The 16176-nt window shown below is 51.4% G+C and carries 16 protein-coding genes and 2 pseudogenes; 16 read left to right on the forward strand and 2 right to left on the reverse strand.

Going from position 1 to position 16176, the window contains the following annotated elements; translation table 11 throughout:
- Positions 1-109: 109 nt before the first annotated feature.
- From LRS40_RS18990 to LRS40_RS19020, 7 genes and pseudogenes are all read left to right on the forward strand, one after another.
- Entirely contained in the window at positions 110-424 is a 315-nt protein-coding gene (locus tag LRS40_RS18990; protein WP_350224634.1) for a helix-turn-helix transcriptional regulator, read from the forward strand.
- A pseudogene (locus LRS40_RS18995) lies at positions 417-1668 on the forward strand (type II toxin-antitoxin system HipA family toxin). Before LRS40_RS18990 ends, LRS40_RS18995 begins: the two are co-directional and overlap by 8 nt.
- A 67-nt stretch (positions 1669-1735) precedes the next feature.
- Positions 1736-2071: a hypothetical protein gene (locus LRS40_RS19000; RefSeq protein ID WP_142489421.1), complete on the forward strand. Its 336-nt coding sequence runs from the start codon at positions 1736-1738 to the stop codon at positions 2069-2071.
- 359 nt (positions 2072-2430) lie between these two features.
- Positions 2431-4992 carry an autotransporter outer membrane beta-barrel domain-containing protein gene (locus LRS40_RS19005; protein ID WP_231312365.1) on the forward strand — a complete coding sequence of 854 codons (2562 nt, stop codon included), beginning with the start codon at positions 2431-2433 and terminating at the stop codon, positions 4990-4992.
- A gap of 123 nt (positions 4993-5115) precedes the next feature.
- Entirely contained in the window at positions 5116-5454 is a 339-nt protein-coding gene (locus tag LRS40_RS19010) for a metalloregulator ArsR/SmtB family transcription factor (protein ID WP_142489423.1), read from the forward strand.
- Positions 5444-5875 (forward strand): YeeE/YedE family protein, encoded by a 432-nt coding sequence (locus tag LRS40_RS19015; protein WP_231312366.1) that lies wholly within the window; start codon positions 5444-5446, stop codon positions 5873-5875. The genes LRS40_RS19010 and LRS40_RS19015 overlap by 11 nt, the downstream gene beginning before the upstream one ends.
- Before the next feature lie 8 nt (positions 5876-5883).
- On the forward strand, positions 5884-6294 hold the full coding sequence (locus LRS40_RS19020; RefSeq protein WP_231313916.1) for a DUF6691 family protein: 411 nt from the start codon (positions 5884-5886) through the stop codon (positions 6292-6294).
- Positions 6295-6302: 8 nt separating this feature from the next.
- Here LRS40_RS19020 and LRS40_RS19025 read toward each other — a convergent pair whose 3' ends face one another.
- The gene (locus tag LRS40_RS19025; RefSeq protein ID WP_231312367.1) at positions 6303-6608 is read right to left on the reverse strand and encodes a hypothetical protein; all 306 of its coding nucleotides are present in this window, start codon (positions 6606-6608) and stop codon (positions 6303-6305) included.
- A gap of 405 nt (positions 6609-7013) precedes the next feature.
- Between LRS40_RS19025 and LRS40_RS19030 the strand changes: the two genes are divergently transcribed.
- From LRS40_RS19030 to LRS40_RS19050, 5 genes are all read left to right on the forward strand, one after another.
- Positions 7014-7571 (forward strand): fimbrial protein, encoded by a 558-nt coding sequence (locus LRS40_RS19030; protein WP_231312368.1) that lies wholly within the window; start codon positions 7014-7016, stop codon positions 7569-7571.
- A gap of 82 nt (positions 7572-7653) precedes the next feature.
- Positions 7654-8349: a molecular chaperone gene (locus LRS40_RS19035; RefSeq protein WP_231312369.1), complete on the forward strand. Its 696-nt coding sequence runs from the start codon at positions 7654-7656 to the stop codon at positions 8347-8349.
- A 105-nt stretch (positions 8350-8454) separates the two neighbouring features.
- A complete protein-coding gene (locus LRS40_RS24695; RefSeq protein WP_255673246.1) occupies positions 8455-9690 on the forward strand; it encodes a fimbria/pilus outer membrane usher protein in 1236 nt (411 codons plus the stop codon).
- The gene (locus LRS40_RS24700; protein ID WP_255673247.1) at positions 9677-10849 is read left to right on the forward strand and encodes a fimbria/pilus outer membrane usher protein; all 1173 of its coding nucleotides are present in this window, start codon (positions 9677-9679) and stop codon (positions 10847-10849) included. The genes LRS40_RS24695 and LRS40_RS24700 overlap by 14 nt, the downstream gene beginning before the upstream one ends.
- Positions 10837-11841, forward strand: coding sequence for a fimbrial protein (locus tag LRS40_RS19050; RefSeq protein WP_185902354.1), 1005 nt, complete (start codon positions 10837-10839; stop codon positions 11839-11841). The genes LRS40_RS24700 and LRS40_RS19050 overlap by 13 nt, the downstream gene beginning before the upstream one ends.
- 28 nt (positions 11842-11869) lie before the next feature.
- On the opposite strand, the gene LRS40_RS19055 is transcribed toward LRS40_RS19050, so the two are convergent.
- The gene (locus LRS40_RS19055; RefSeq protein ID WP_231312370.1) at positions 11870-12418 is read right to left on the reverse strand and encodes a GNAT family N-acetyltransferase; all 549 of its coding nucleotides are present in this window, start codon (positions 12416-12418) and stop codon (positions 11870-11872) included.
- A 171-nt stretch (positions 12419-12589) separates the two neighbouring features.
- Here LRS40_RS19055 and grxB point away from each other — a divergent pair, with 171 nt between their 5' ends.
- The 4 genes and pseudogenes from grxB (at position 12590) to LRS40_RS19075 (ending at position 16143) form a co-directional block, all read left to right on the forward strand.
- Entirely contained in the window at positions 12590-13225 is a 636-nt protein-coding gene (gene grxB / locus LRS40_RS19060) for a glutaredoxin 2 (protein WP_142489432.1), read from the forward strand.
- Between the two features lie 159 nt (positions 13226-13384).
- A pseudogene (gene dapF / locus LRS40_RS19065) lies at positions 13385-14213 on the forward strand (diaminopimelate epimerase).
- Positions 14214-14461: 248 nt separating this feature from the next.
- On the forward strand, positions 14462-15715 hold the full coding sequence (locus LRS40_RS19070; protein WP_231312371.1) for an MFS transporter: 1254 nt from the start codon (positions 14462-14464) through the stop codon (positions 15713-15715).
- A gap of 110 nt (positions 15716-15825) precedes the next feature.
- Positions 15826-16143 carry a YebG family protein gene (locus LRS40_RS19075; RefSeq protein ID WP_142489437.1) on the forward strand — a complete coding sequence of 106 codons (318 nt, stop codon included), beginning with the start codon at positions 15826-15828 and terminating at the stop codon, positions 16141-16143.
- Positions 16144-16176: the final 33 nt, after the last annotated feature.

The raw sequence follows: 16176 nt of genomic DNA on the forward strand, positions 1-16176 counted from the left end.
CTTCGCGTTAATTCTCTTATTTTGTGATTTATGGCTGATAGCGTAACGATGAGAGTAACTCTATAATATTGTGTGTTAACGCCAAAAATCGCGATTAAGGTACAAAATAATGGATTTAAACTTCAAAAAGCCTGATGAGATCGTTAAGTTGCTGTGCGAGCGATTACGCCAGGAGCGCATTCGCCGTCAGTTTACCCAGACCGAACTGGCGCAACGGGCTGGCGTGGGGGTGAATACGGTTTCAAATCTGGAGGCGGGGCGCAACGTCGGCTTTGAAGTTGTGGTTCGTGTGGCGATGGTGCTGGGTCTTACCCCTGAGCTGGAGAACCTGTTTCAGCCGCAGCTCGAGAGCCTGGACGATCTTCAGCGCTTCGAAGCCAGCGCGTCCCGCCAGCGCATAAGGAAAAGGAGTCATGATGCCTGATCGCGTAGAGGTTTATTACGAGGGCTGGGGTGAACGCTGGTTGTGGGGAACGCTGGCGACCACCACCGCACTGACCGGGCGGCCGCTGATCTTCTTCGAATACGCTGGAAAAAGGTTTTGAATTATCTGCGTTTAGTCTTCCTCTTAAGGGTGACAAGCTGCGACAAAATTTTCCCGCTCACCAGTTAGGTTTGCCTGGCCCGGTCTATGACTCCCTGCCTGACGGCTGGGGTATGCTGCTGATGGATCGCTTGTTCAGGCAGCGTGGCCTGAGTACGGCCCGTGTCGGCCCCCTTGAAAGACTGACCTACATTGGCAGTAATGCGATGGGGGCGATGTCTTTTGTGCCTGTTCAGACCGATCTTGCCGCGCCACAGAACGATATTCCCCTGACGCAGCTTGCAGAAGAGGTAAGGGAGGTGCTGGAAGGCGAAGGCGGGGCATTTTTACACCGGCTGCTGCAGATGGGGGGCTCCCCGCAGGGGGCAAGGCCTAAAGCCTTGCTCTATCGTGACACTGTCACCGGGAGATTCACCACGATCCCCGTAATGGGCTATGAACCCTGGCTGATCAAGTTTCCTGCCAGGGATGAGCCTGCCGAAGTGTGCGCCATTGAGATGGTTTATGCCCAGTGCCTGCGGGAGTGCGGCATTGATACCCCGCAAACAGAATATTTTGATCTGCCGGGCGGCTATGCGGCGTTTGCCAGCAAGCGCTTCGATCGGCAAGCCGGGATGCGTGTACCGATGCAAAGCCTGGCGGCATTTACCGGAGCGGATTATCGGGCGCCGGGCTCGCTGGATTACGCCACCTTTATGCGCGCCACGCAGTTCTGTACCAACGATGTGCGAGAGAAAGCGCGCGCCTTTGCCCGGGTTGTCTTTAACGTCATATTCAATAACCGCGACGATCACCCAAAAAACTTCGCGTATTTAATGTCTGCCGAAGGGACGTGGTCGCTGGCGCCTGCGTTTGATGTCACCTGGAACGAAGGCCCAGGCGGATACCACCAGATGGATATTATGGGCGAGGCGTTAAATATTAATAAACAGCATCTGCTGTGGTTGGGCACCCAGGAGGCGGATCTCAGTGAAACGCAGGTTAACCGGCTGATTGCGAGCATTGCCGATGTCGCCAGTGGATTTTCCGTTTATGCCGAAGCACTGCTTCCGGGCAAAATTACCCCGGCAACCCGGCGTGCCATGCAAAAGCAAATTGATGCCAACATCAAGCAGCTCCGTTAAAGCCAGGAAGAGCGCAGCTGCATAGGCTACGCTTCAGCTAATGCTTGTTTAACAAAAGGACTGCGTGATGCTGCAAAAAATCAGCCTGTTATCTCTCGCCTGTGTGCTGTTTACCGGGTGTATGTCCAATGAGGGCACGTCCCCCGAAGAGAAAAAGTTTCGCAAAGTAGAGGCCGCGGCAAGCGAATGCGCCGAAATTGTGAAAAACCAGACCATCGAACTCACCGCTGAAGGGAAGGATGCCAATACCCGCTGGACGACCATAGAGTACGTGGCGTCTGACCAGCGTACCCGCACGGTGGAATATCGAACCTCCTCGGTGCTGGATAATGGCGAGCCGGGCAAGGCGTGGCAAACCTGCATGTCGGACAAAAAAGCCCTTGTTCCTGAACTGAAAATATAACCTTCGGGCGGGAGCTGCATCTTTCTCCCGCCAATGAAACAAAATGTTAGTATCCTAAACATTATTTTTAGCGCTCTGACGTTCCTCGTTCTTGCATGTTTATAATCACTAAGGGGGATATATAAAAATGGGGGGCTATGGCGGCGTCAGGTGTTGAATAAGCGATCGGAACCATTCATTACATGAATCTATTAATATAAAAAACACACTGATTACGCTGGGTTTTAGATTTTTATTAAAATGGCGCGCGTGAAATTAATATTACAAATAGCAGGCGGCAAGACTATTCTTAATTGGTTTTTATTGCGTAAGAATCTCTTCGATCGATTGTTTATCAGAATCATCTTAGGGATATAAAAATGCGCTATAAAACTCGCCGTACCTTGTTATCACAATGCATCCTGTTCTCTCTGACTGCTTTTTCCGGCTATGCCTTAGCAGCAGACTGCTCTCCAGCCGATGCGCCAACCAGCACCTGCGGATTCAAGAGTACGAATTATCATGGTCCTAATGGCACCGAGACCTGGGCTGTTAATGATAATGGCTCCGCTTACACCAATGATGCCAATACCAACAGCACCGGCAACGGCAATGACGCTATCTATCTGTGGGATAACAAACAGGAAGATACTCAGTCACTGACCGTAGACGGCACCGACATGAGCGGGACGTTTATTCAGGCTAATTATGGTGGTACCAAAAATATTACCCTGCAGAACGGCGCGACCACCGACATGATTGAGGGTGGCAACAACAACCCGGGTGATAACGGCAGCTTTAACATTGATATCAATAATTCCACGCTGACAGGAGAGAATGACAACCTCATCTACGGTGCGGCATCGCATGCGAAAACCTATATGGGTGGGGCGGCTATTTTTGTTGACTCCGGTGCCAATGAGGGTACCAACACCATTAATATCGAAAATGGCAGTACCCTTGGCGGCGCTATTTATACCGTGACCGGCGGGGATAACACCATTAATGTTGCCGGGAACAGCACCGTTAACGGCGCTATTTATGCTTTCACTAACAGCAACAACACCATTAGCGTTGATAACAGTACCGTGACGGCAAATGAAACTAACGCGACGTTGCAGGGCTATTTCGAAGGGGCCTATGCAGGCAACGCGGATGCAGCAACTATTACCTCGGCGCTTCAGGGGCAAACAATTGCGATGGGTATCTATGGTCAGCAGGCATCCACTATTGCGCTGACCAACGGCACCACGGTAAATGGCTCTGTTGCGGTTGTCGGGAATGGCTCCTCTACGGCGCAGATCTCCCTCGACAGCAGCACCCTGAACGGCAACATTATTACCGCCGATGAAAGTAACACCACGGTGAATCTGAATAACGCTACCGTCAACGGCAATATTACGACCGGAGCGGGAGATGACACGGTCGTGCTGGCCAATAACTCCTCTGTCACCGGTAACGTGGATGCGGGTACCGGCACCGATGAGCTGTCGATGGATGCCAGCAGCTCCATCACCGGCCAGATCAGCGGATTTGAAACGGTCAACACCACCTCGGATAACAATATCGACATCGATAAGTTAAACGACAATACCGGCTGGACTATCCAGAATGGCTCCCGTTTAGTGGCCGAAACCACCGGCAGCAATGTCCAGGTGGCAATGACCTCCGACAGCACTGTTGATTTTGGTAACGTCACCGGGGCCAACAACAACCTGACGGTAACCCAGATTTCCCCGTCTACCCTGAACCAGAAAAACGTTCAGATCGCGACATTCTCTACCACCGGTAACCCGGCCGATGCCGTTGAAGCCCAGTTCAGCAACGGTTCACAGCAGGTTGAAAGCCGCAGCGGCGCTTACAACTACAATGATTCCCTGACCATTGAGCAGGCGGCACAGCTGAGTAAACGTGCCGGGCTGACTGCCACACCGAATGCTTACAACGTGCTGCTCGACAGCTCGCGCGGTGAACTGGCCAGCGATGTCCAGGGGGCGATTGCCGGTCTGGATGCCGCCAAGCAGGCAGGTCGCATGATAACGGACGATCTGGCAAACCGCCTGGATCAGGTTCACCTGCAAAATCTGTATGGCCACACGGCGGATGGGGCGCAACTCTGGGGTGACTTCCTCTATCACCATGGGGATTACAGCGATGACGTTGATTACCAGGACATCACCCAGGGCGTGCAGGGCGGCGTTGACTGGACGACCCACCTGACAAACGGCGACAGCCTGACCGGCGGTGTGGCGCTGGGCTGGACCCGCAGCCGCGACCAGAGCAACAGCGGCGGCGCTAACAGCTTCAACGATACCGTCTATGGCAACTACTACAGCGTTTATGCCGGCTGGCAGCAGGCGCTGCACGACAACCTGTGGGGTATGTTCGTTGACGGCAGCTTCAGCTACGGCGATATGCGTTACTCAATGTCGGCGAAAAACAGCAAAGAGGACACCAGCGGCATGACCGAAGCATTAAGCGGCTCCGCGGATGGTAACCTGTACACCACCCAGCTGCGTACCGGTGTCAACGTGATGCTGCCGGGTGAGACCGTCCTCCAGCCATATGCGACTTTAGGCTGGGATAAAGCAGAGGAGAAAGGCTTCTCTGACAAAGAGCTGACCTTCAGCGATAACCAGGTTTCGCAGTGGAATACCAGCGTCGGTATGCACGTGACCACTAAGCTCGCGGATCTCAACAAGAACGTCGAGCTCTACCCATGGGCCGATGCCCGTTACCAGACCGAGTTTAGCGATAATACCGACATCAAAGCGGCGGATTATCACAACACCGACGGTCATAACACCTCAATGGGTATCTTCGGGGCGGGTATTAATACCACCATCGGTAACAACTTCTCCGTTAACACCGGAGTGTACTTCGGTACGGGTGATGTGGATAACGATGCCAGCGTACAGGCCGGTATCAGCTATCAGTTCTAACCCAGTCTGACCCAACCAAACGGCAGGGATCTCAGGATCCCTGCCGTTTTTTTTTGCAGCATGGCCCGGCATATAATATACTAAAATACATTATATAAAAATGTATATTGATGGGTGGAAACCATGACTACAGTGACCGATACTGATATTCAGGATGCCATGAAACAGGCGGCGCTGGGTGCCGCGGAGATTTTGCGCGGTTTGTCCAATGCCGACAGGCTGCTGCTGATGTGCCAGTTAAGCCAGGGGGAAGCGAGCGTTGCGCAACTTGAAGAGGCGGTGGGGATCCACCAGCCTACGTTGTCCCAGCAGCTGGGGGTACTGCGGCGCTTAAAGCTGGTGGAGACCCGGCGCACAGGCAAACAGATTTTTTACCGGATTGAGGATCCGCGGATCTTCACGCTGCTCAACACCTTATATGACCTCTATTGCCCACAGGCAGGAGTCGACCATGACGATTGATTTCTCTCACTTTACGCCCCTGAGCAGCCTCGGCGGCGGGGTATTAATCGGGCTCGCTGCCATACTGCTGATTCACTTTTGCGGGCGCATTGCCGGGATCAGCGGCATTGTGGTGGGAATGCTGACGAAACAGACCCGAACAGAAGGGTGGCGGATGGCTTTTTTGGCTGGTCTGATTGGCTCGCCGCTGCTGTTCTCCCTGTTTTTCCCCTTACCGGACATTAACGTTCCAACCTCATGGCCGATGATTATTGTTGCCGGCTTGCTGGTCGGCATCGGCTCGCGTCTGGGCTCCGGGTGTACCAGTGGGCATGGCGTCTGCGGCCTGTCGCGTTTTTCTAAGCGCTCTCTGGCCGCCACGCTGACCTTTATGGCTGTCGGCATTGCTACCGCAACGCTGACCGGATTCTGGCTGGGTTAGGGGGACTGATAATGATAATTAGCGCATTTCTGTGTGGCCTGATTTTTGGCGTGGGTCTGCTGATAAGCGGCATGGCAAACCCGGAAAAGGTGCTGGGGTTTCTTGACCTTTCTCAGGCCTGGGATCCCTCTCTTGCCTTCGTGATGCTAGGGGCGATTGCGGTGGGGATAGTTGGTTTTGCGCTGGTCAAAGGCAGAGAAAGGGCGTTTTGCGGAGTGCCCATCCTGCTGCCGAAGAATAACGCCGTAGACCGCGCGCTGCTGGTGGGGGCGATCCTGTTTGGTCTGGGCTGGGGGCTGGCGGGCATTTGTCCCGGGCCGTCCCTGATATTGTTGGGGGCGGGCGTCGGGAAGGGGCTGCTGTTTGTTTTGGCTATGCTGGCGGGGATGTGGATAGTTAACCGCGTTCGCCCCTCATAAACGTTCCTTCAGCGATATCGGACGATCAGATCGGCTTCAGTGTGTTGTTTATTTAACCACTGGACGTACGCTTCACCCCGATTGCCTGGCAAAGCAAATTCAGCATTTGAAGGAGAGTGTGACGCGAGAGTAATACGTTGCTTATGCGGGGATTTCCCGCATAACATTTGCACGCTTTTACCCTGTTGATCGATTAAACACCCCACCATAAAAACACGTCCGGAAAAAGTAATTTTAGCGGATGATGAGGCATGACTGATTGCGGGCAGAATGAGTAATGCGAGTAGTTCAACAATAATGGCGATATGACGCATGGACATTTTCCTCTCTCCTTGAGCGATCGACATGCAGGTATAACCCTTAACCATCAGACGTCCTGTCTGAATGACAGATTACTGCAAAATAGTTTCCTGGTAAACTATTTCCCATGGATTAGTTAATACCTGGTTGATTTTCCATCTTCTTCAGAAAATATATCTTTGATCTGCGTAGAGGAAATTATTGTAATTTTGCTGTTGCGTTAGTGTTGCAATACACGGAATATCTATAAAGTTTACAAATCAGAACATCTTGTTGATTTTGCCAATCAGTTTTATTTTTTATACTCCTCAGCCACTTGCGCATGCCTAAGAATCTTCTTAGCTGTCACGCATTAATTGAATGCAATTTGCATTGTTTATTTGGCAGTAATTTAATCTGTCTTTTTACAGGCTACAAAAATGAATTCTAAGACTAAAATTTTATTTTCGGGCGCTATCCTGACCTTATGTTTTACCGGTATCCCGGCTCACGCTCATACCGTTAATTTTTCCGGTAAAATCATTAGTGAAACTTGTCAGATCGCCGATAATTCCGGCAATGTTGATGTGAATTTCGGTAGCGTTAACATGGATACACTGAAATCACATGAGCAAACCACGGCACAAACGCCGTTTCAAATCCATCTGACGGGGTGCCCGACGGCACAAAACGTCAGCATCGGTCTGGAGGGGACGCCTGATACCCACGCCCACGGCAAAGCTGATGGAGTACTTGCTATGAACGCAGGTGAGGGTGTGGCGCAAGGCGTTGGAATAGAAGTGTATTCCAGCAATGATGGCTCGACACAGGGTACACAGCTCACCTTTGATCATCAGGTAAAAACCACCGCCAAACAGGCTGATGGGAATGGGGATATTACTTTTGGTTTCCTGGCCGATCTGAAGAGTGATTCCGACGTTGATGTCACCGCCGGTAATATTAACGCAACAGCTAGTATTGATATTAATTACGAATAGTTATTATTAAATGAGTTGTGTTTTATAAAGGGCAGAGAAATTCTGCTCTTTTGTTTTTGTAAGCATCTTAAAGAAGCATTCAATGAAAGTGAAAAATCTGATCTTATTATCCGTTCTGGTACTATTATCCTCCCCGGTACTGGCGGACGGGGTTTCAATCGGAGGAACCCGTTTAATTTATCTTTCAAGCGAAAATGAAGCTGATATCTCTGTTGAGAACACGAATTCAGACGCTCCCGTTCTGATCCAAAGTTGGGTAAGCGACATTGGGGATCGGAATAAATCCCCCTTCATTGTTACACCGCCATTGTTTCGCCTTGACCCGGGAAATACTAACGCCTTACGGGTGATCCAGACCTCCGGTCATCTTGCCGAAAATAAAGAGTCGCTATTTATGCTCAATATCAAGGTGATTCCGGAAAATACAAGCAAGTCGAACGAAAATATCTTGCAGTTTGCGATTAAGAATCAACTGAAGCTGATTTATCGTCCTGTTGGCTTATCGGGCTCGTCGCTGGAAGCAGCCAAAAATCTGCACTGGAGCAAAAGTGGCAATCAGCTCCAGGCTGTTAACCCATCGCCTTATTATGTCACCGTAACGTCATTTACGATTGGCAGCCAGGATGTCAAAACCTCCGTTGACCATAGCATACTGGCACCGGGAGGACATGAGGATTATACGGTTCCTGCAGGAAGTCCTGCGCATAATATTTCCTGGAACACGCTGGATGATTTTGGCGCGCCTCAGCATTTCAGCGCCTCCCTCGCTGCACGTTAATCGCTTGCCATGAACCGCTGGAATATCGCCCTGTATCCTTATGGCTATCTGTTAATAGCGGTTTGGGGATATTGCCAGCCAACTCTGGCGCAGCCAGCGTTTAATATGGATCTGTTGGAAAAAAACGAGAATTTACCTCCGGTTGATTTAAGCAGTTTCAACGCTCCCCATGCCCAACCGGAAGGCCACTATCTGGTCAACTGGATGGTGAATGATGTCAGCATCGAATCACCCAAAGATGTCGCGTTTCATCATGATAGCCATGGAACGCTGGTTCCCTGTCTGACCTCAGCGGATCTGCGCAAGGCGGGTGTTAACCCTGCTGTTCTGGCGCAGAACATGGATACCGATAAGCCTGCTGCCTGTCTCGACCTGACGAAGATGTTGCCAGACAGTCGAACCACATTTGACTTTCAGCAGCAAAAGCTGGAGCTCTCAATCCCTCAGGCGCTGATGAGCCAACGTGCTCGCGGTGATGTCCTCGTTACCCAATGGGACGAGGGGATTAATGCGGTTGAGCTTAACTATCGTTATTCCGGAGCCAGCCAGCGGGATCGGCAGGGCGGAAAGGAAAATGACAACTATTTGCTGATGAAGAATGGCGCTAACCTGGGAGCATGGCGCCTGCGTTCGGATGGGAGTCTGACCAGTAATAGCGATGAAAAAACGCACTGGAGCAGTTCGGCGACCTGGCTGGAGCGCGATATTGTGCGCTGGAAAAGCGAGTTAACGCTGGGCGATGCCTTTACCTCTGGTGACGTTTTCGAACCGATACAGGTGCAGGGGGTGGGCCTCGCCTCTGATGATGAGATGTTGCCTGACTCCCAAAAAGGCTTTGCGCCCACCATTCACGGCATTGCTAAAAGTAATGCCCGGGTCACCGTTCGGCAAAATGGCTACGTTCTGTATCAAACGTATGTTACTCCGGGCGCCTTTGTGATCAACGATCTCTATCCCATGGCTAACAGCGGCGATCTTGAGGTATCGGTTAAAGAATCCAGCGGTGAGGTACGCCGCTTTTACCAGCCTTATTCTTCGGTAAACCAGATGCAGCGCGAAGGATATCTGAAATATACGCTGATCGCCGGGCGCTATGCCGCCAGCGGCAATACCCGTCAGCCGCTGATGACGCAGTTTTCGCTGATGCGCGGCTTTGGCCACGCGGTCACCGGGTTTGGCGGCTTTCAGGCGGCAGAACAGTATCGCAATCTTTCGCTAGGGATGGGGAAAGGACTGGGGGAATGGGGGGCGTTATCGCTGCAATTATCCACATCGGATGCCAGTACTCGCGAGGCGCAGGGCGCAGGGCGCCGGGCGGGCGTGGCAGGTGCAATACACTAAGGGGCTTGAACAGCTCGGTACGCTGGTCAGGGTCAATGCCTGGCGCTACTCCCACGCTCGCTATGCTTCACTGGCAGATGTCTCTGGGGATGACAGCGATGATTCGGATGAGGAGAACAAAAAATCGACGCTTCAGGTGACGTTAAACCAGACAATCGCCTCAAGCTTGTCGTTATATCTCAGCCTGAATCAGGACAGCTACTGGTCAACACAGGGAGCGCAACGCACGGCGAACATGGGGATCAGCAGTGAATTTTACGGCGTCTCATGGTCCCTCGGTTACAGTGATACTCACTCTTCAGAGCAGGAAGATAACGACAAAGTGTTGTCACTGTCACTTTCGATTCCGTTGGCGAAATTCCTCCCGGACAGCTATGTCAGCTACAACACCTCCTCATCGCAAAAGAAAGGAGCCACCCAGACGCTGGGTATTAATGGCGCGTTATTGGACGACCGTTCTCTGAGCTATTCCGTGGAGCAAAGTACGGATAGCCAGCAAGGGCAAAGCGGTGATGTATCGCTGGGATACACCGGCAGTCAGGGCGCGCTTAATGCCAGCTTTAGCGAAGATAGCCAGATGAAACGGGTCAGTTACGGTGCCAGCGGCGGCGTGCTGCTGCATCGGCATGGGCTGGTGCTCTCTCAGGAAATGGATGGCCCGGTGATATTAGTGAATGCGAATGGTGCGGGTGATGTGCCGCTGGAAAATCAGAAGACTATCAGGACAAACGCCTCCGGATATGCCGTACTGCCTTTTGCCACGGCCTACCATCGCAATACGGTTTCACTGGATAGCCATGCGTTGCCTGCCAACGTTGATTTATCCAACAGTTCGGTGACGGCGGTTCCCACAAAAGATGCCATTGTGATGGCGTATTTCAGCGCCCGTGTGGGTTATAAAGCGTTATTTATTTTACAAAAAAATAGCCAGCCGCTGCCGTTTGGCACTCAGGTAACAGCCCTTGATAATGATATGTCTAAGGGGATTGTCGCGAACGACGGGCAGGTTTATTTAGCGGGTCTTCGAAAAGCAGGGCGTCTCAAAGCAAAGTGGGGAGCCGCCGCTAATCAGCAATGTATTGCCCGGTACGATTTATCACCCGTACTGACGTCTTCTTCACCTCTTATTTTACAGCAGAGTCTTTCATGTGCGTCTTAACCCTCGCCAGCCGGTTAAAAGGGTGGTTATTCCTTGTTTTGCTTCATACCGCACCGGCCATGGCATGCACCCCTTTTTTAGCGCAGGGAAAAGCCTCTACCCTGCGAGTGGACGTTGGCAACATGGTGGTTCACGCTAATGCCCTGCCCGGGACGCCGGTCTACAGCAAGACGTTTTCATGGAATGAGATCAGTGATGGCGGTGAGCAGTGGATAGCCTGTAATAACGGACATTCTGATGATCGTGATTTTGATTTTAACGCTTTTATGTCGGGCCTGGCGCAATCCCCTGAAATTTACCATACAAACCTGAATGGGGTGGGCGTCAGAATATCGTTACGAGCCATCAGCGGCTTTGGCGGTTTTCCGGCACGGATGACGACCGTGCCTTTTACCGCAAGGGTTCGCACCCGTGCGGGACAATCTGATGATTCCTTTCGGACGGGAACGTTGCGGGTAAAAGTCGAACTCGTGAAAACGGCGGCCGCAGTGGCTTCTGGTAATCTGGATTATCTTGATAACCATTTTCTGTTCGCTGGCGATACTTCTGTGGCAGCCATCGACATTAAAGGAAAAATCAAAGTGGGGGCCTGTACCCTGAGCGCATCCACGCCTACCACGGTCCAACTCCCCCCGACCAACCTGAATAAATTTGAGCGAGTAGGCGATACCGCAGGTGATATGCCGTTTGCTTTACAGCTCGACTGCAATAGCGCTGTGGGAGTGAAGCTGCGCCTGGAGGGTAATGAATCCGCATCCATCAAAGACAAGGGCGTGCTAAAAAACGATGCCCGTCATAATCAGGCGCGCGGTATTGGGGTTCAGCTGCTTTACCAGAATGCGCCGGTAATGTTCCACAAAGAAATGGATATGGGAACCGCAGCAGAGGGACAATATGCGATCCCTCTGCTGGCACGTTATTACCAGACGCAACGCCGCGTAGAGGCCGGGGAGGTTAACGCGGTGGCGACTTATACGCTGACGTATTATTAGTGATACGTGTTTCAGTGACAGAGGCCACTCACTCTACTTCTGGCAGAATAAGTGAATTGAGCACATGGTCCTGCCAGACCCCGTTTATTTTGAGATAGGAGTGCGCATATCCCTCCTTCACAAACCCGAGCCTGGCCAGAGTCTTACTGCTGCGGGCGTTATCAGGAAGATGGTTTGCCATAATCCGATGAAAACCATAATTCGCCTGCACATAGTTCAGCGATGCCTTCAGCGCCTCGTGCATTAGTCCTTTTCCCTGATAAGCAGGATCGAGCGAGAATCCGAGATAGCACGCCTGGAAAACGCCAAAGATGAAGTTAGTGAAATTGATACTGCCGATGATCTTATGTTCGTCTTTTAAAGTGAAAACCAATTGCAGACATTTTCTCGCGTCGTAATCGCTCTGCGCACTTTCAATTCTTTGAGTAATACTGTTTAGCGTGAAATAGTCCTCATTACGCAATGGCTCAAAGGGCGCGAAATACGCCCGGTTCTCCAGCAGGAAAAGCTGGAGGTTGTCAGCCAGATCCGTAGTCAGCAGCAACACATCCGTACGCGCGGTGGAAAATAACTTCATATCTAAATCTCATTAACAATATTGTCACAAGGATTGTACTGATTATGAAGTTGATTTCCAGCAGGCTTCTGACATTAACCTACTAAAGTTAGGCTGGAAAACGTGACTCTGTTTGCCAGATGCTATGGTATGAGTCATCCCGTTATTGAACTGTTCTGAAAAGAGAGTGCCATGAAACTATATGTGTATGAGCATTGCCCGTTCTGTATCCGTGCGCGAATGATCTTTGGTCTTAAAAAGGTGCCTGTCGAGCTGGGTGTGATTATGGAAGGCGACGCCGAAACGCCAACCCGCATGGTGGGTAGAAAGGTGGTGCCGATCCTGCAGAAAGAAGAGGGCGTCTACATGCCGGAAAGCATGGATATCGTTCATTACGTTGACCAGCTTGACGGCGCTCCGGTTATTGAAGGGGAATGCGACCCGGCGATTGAAGCCTGGTGCAAAGAGAATACCCGCGCCGTATTTAACCTTGCGATCCCGCGTTTCACCCGCGCCGATTTTAAAGAACTCGCCACGCCAGCCGCGCGAGAAGCCTATACCCAGCGCGAGATTAAGGCGTTTGGCGATTTGGATGCGTTAATGGCCAATAGCCAGACGTACATCGATACGCTGTCCGGGGCGCTCAGTAACATCGAGGCGTATATGAGCGCCCGAAATCCTGTCAGCATCACGGATTTTTATCTCTTCCCGGTTCTCAATTCGCTGACGATTGTGAAAGGTTTTCCGTATACAGAGGCGCTGCGCGGCTATTTGGATCATATTTCCACATCCTGCAACGTACCGCTGTTTACCGATAAGGCATTGTAACGATCAGGGGGCCTGGGCCCCTTAATAGTGCACGGGGGAGGGATTGCACGTAAAGAATGGCTTATTGAACATGAACGAAAACAGCGTTCACTTTTTTGTCCTGCGGAATGAAAAATACGGTAATGTATTTGTTAAATAATCAAATTCAGAACGCAATCCATGACTTCTTTGTTATTCCATAAATATCACGGACTCGGTAATGATTACCTGGTGTGCCATCGTTCTGTCGCAGAGCAGTTGAGCATCGAGCAGGTTCGTCTCATATGCCATCGCCACTATGGGTTAGGATCTGACGGTCTGCTTGTTGACAGTGGCGATCGGCACGATCCCACATTGCGAATTATCAATCCCGATGGTTCAGAAGCCGAAAAAAGCGGTAACGGTCTCCGCATCTATGCCCGTTATCTTTTTGATATCAGCCGCGTCGGACACGCGCCATTTTTAGTGCACACCGCGGGCGGGGACGTACATTGCAGGGTCCATGAAGATCCCCATCAAATCACGGTGGAGATGGGACGGGCTAACTTCAGTCCGGCGGCATTGCCGGCCCTGATTGAACAACCCGAAGCGCTGAATTATCCCCTGAAGCTGGCGGACGAAACCCTTCTGGTCTCGCTGGTCTCCATGGGCAATCCTCACTGTGTTGTGCTGGTGGATAAGCTCGATCTGGCGCTGGTTCACCGTTTAGGGCCGCAGATTGAAAATCATCCCTTGTTTCCCAAACGCACCAATGTTCAGCTGGTGGAGGTTGTTGATCGCAATACGCTGCGTATTGGCATCCGGTAGCAGCAGCTGCGCGGCGGCCAGCGTCATGCGCAAATTAGGTCGGGTTGATAACGCTGTCAGCGTGAATATGCCGGGTGGGCAACTGCAAATCACCTTCGGTGATGAGTTTCAGGTCAGCATGTGTGGCCCGGTGCATAAAATAGGTAGCCTGATGCTGGACGAAGACTGTTTTGCTGGTGGGGACGACGCCAACAGATTTTAAAGCTTCTCAGACCGGCAGCCTGCAACGAGCTGCCGGTGATTTTAGTATTAACTTTCGCATTATGTCTCCTCAATCCTTCTTTCCCTTATATTTCTCTGCGACAAATAGCCCTCACGTCATAAGCTGGTAAATTAAACATTTATTTAACATTTGCGTTGCGGTTGTCGTCAAAAAATCATATTAATATTTAGTCACTTATAGTGCATAGCGATTTTATATGTTAATAAATATAATCATTAGGATGACTTATGACGATAAAACCCGCCGCTGAAGTTAGTGCGGCACCGGGTCTATTTCAGACGCTTAAAACCTTCCCGGCGACTGTTCATGCGCTGCTCTTTTTTACCTTCGTTATCCGCTTCAGCTATTTTATGGCATGGCCCTTTATCGCCGTAATCATGACGCAGAATTATCATATGTCGCCGATTGCTATTGGCGTGGCGATGACCAGCAGCGCGCTGTTGTCGGTGGTACTCGGTATGTATGGCGGGCAGATTTCGGACCGGCTGGGACGCCGGATAATTCTTTTGCTGGGCTGTGGTTTTTCCGCCGTGGGTTATATCACGCTGGCGCAGGCTACCGGGATGGGGCTGTTTATTACCGGCCTGATGATCATCGGCGTTTGCTTTGCATGGGTTGATCCTCCTGTGCGTGCACTCATGAGTGATTTGCTGGGCGATCGCCGCCGCCGCGCGCTTGCGCTCCAGATGCGCTACTACCTGATCAACGTTGCGGCAGTGTTTGGCCCGCTGGTGGGGTTAGTCTTTGGTCTGACATCTCAGAAGGGCACGTTTCTGATCACCGGACTGACCTATCTGCCGTTTTTTGTCTACGTGCTGCTGTTTATCCCGGCGGGAAAACTGCTGGGCGAACAGCAGGGCGGTGACGTGCCGGCGGTTAAACTGCACCAGGTGATGGGAATTATCGCCAGGGACAGAATCTACATTGCGGTACTGCTGTGCAGCATATTGTGCAGCATTGTTTTCATCCATTACGAAGCCGTATCACCCCAGTACCTGATGTTACTGGATAGCAATGCGGCGGTTAAGCTGATTACCCTGATACTGGTTACCAATGCCTGTACCGTGCTGGTGTTCCAGAGCTTTATTATGCGGTTTCTGGCGCAGATCGGCCTGCCGGGACGCATTCTTATAGGGGGATTAATTTTCGCTTTGTCGCAGCTCTGCATGTTTGCCACCCGTTCGACGGAAGTTTGGGCCTGGCTGACGGTGACCGCCGTGTTCAGCATGGGGGAGGCGATTCTGATGCCGAACCTGAACATTCTGCTCGATCAGTTGGCACCGGCAGAGCATCGCGGTGCCTATCTGGGGGCCTCGACCTTGACGACGCTAGGGATCGCTGCCGGGCCGTTGATCGGTGGCGTGATGCTGGCCATGACCGGAGCGGGGGTATTTATCTGCACCGCATTACTGAGTCTGCTGTTGTGCGCGATTATTTATGCCTGCCGGATCAGGATGTTGGCACGCTTGCAGGATTCATAATAACCGTGCGGCCGGGAGTCGCGCCATGCTGTCATACGTGAGCACATTTTGGCTGCAACACTCATCCGAAACTGCTATACTGTATATAATTACAGTATAGGGGGCATATGATGGCTGTTGAAACAAAATTTGTTGTCGTAAGAAAAGGTGAAGAGAAAATGACATTTGCCAGTAAGAAAGAGGCTGACGCTCACGACAAACTGCTCGACATGGCAGAAGCGTTCACCGACTGGCTGTTGCAAAGCGAAATGCAGATGGATGAAACGCAGGCTGAGAATCTTGGGCTGTTTCTTGCCGAGCAGAAAGAGGCCGTGCAGCATATTCTGCGTACCAGCAAGGTCCCTGATCTTAATGCCGCAACTGCAACAGATAAAGCAGAGTCAGATGCAGATGGCAGTAAAAAAATCAGAGCAGTTAAGGCTGCCTGATTGCCATAACAGGTTATCACCGATCCTGTCGCC

Source organism: Leclercia sp. G3L (assembly GCF_021117075.1).
In the GTDB taxonomy this organism is placed as follows: domain Bacteria; phylum Pseudomonadota; class Gammaproteobacteria; order Enterobacterales; family Enterobacteriaceae; genus Enterobacter; species Enterobacter adecarboxylatus_C.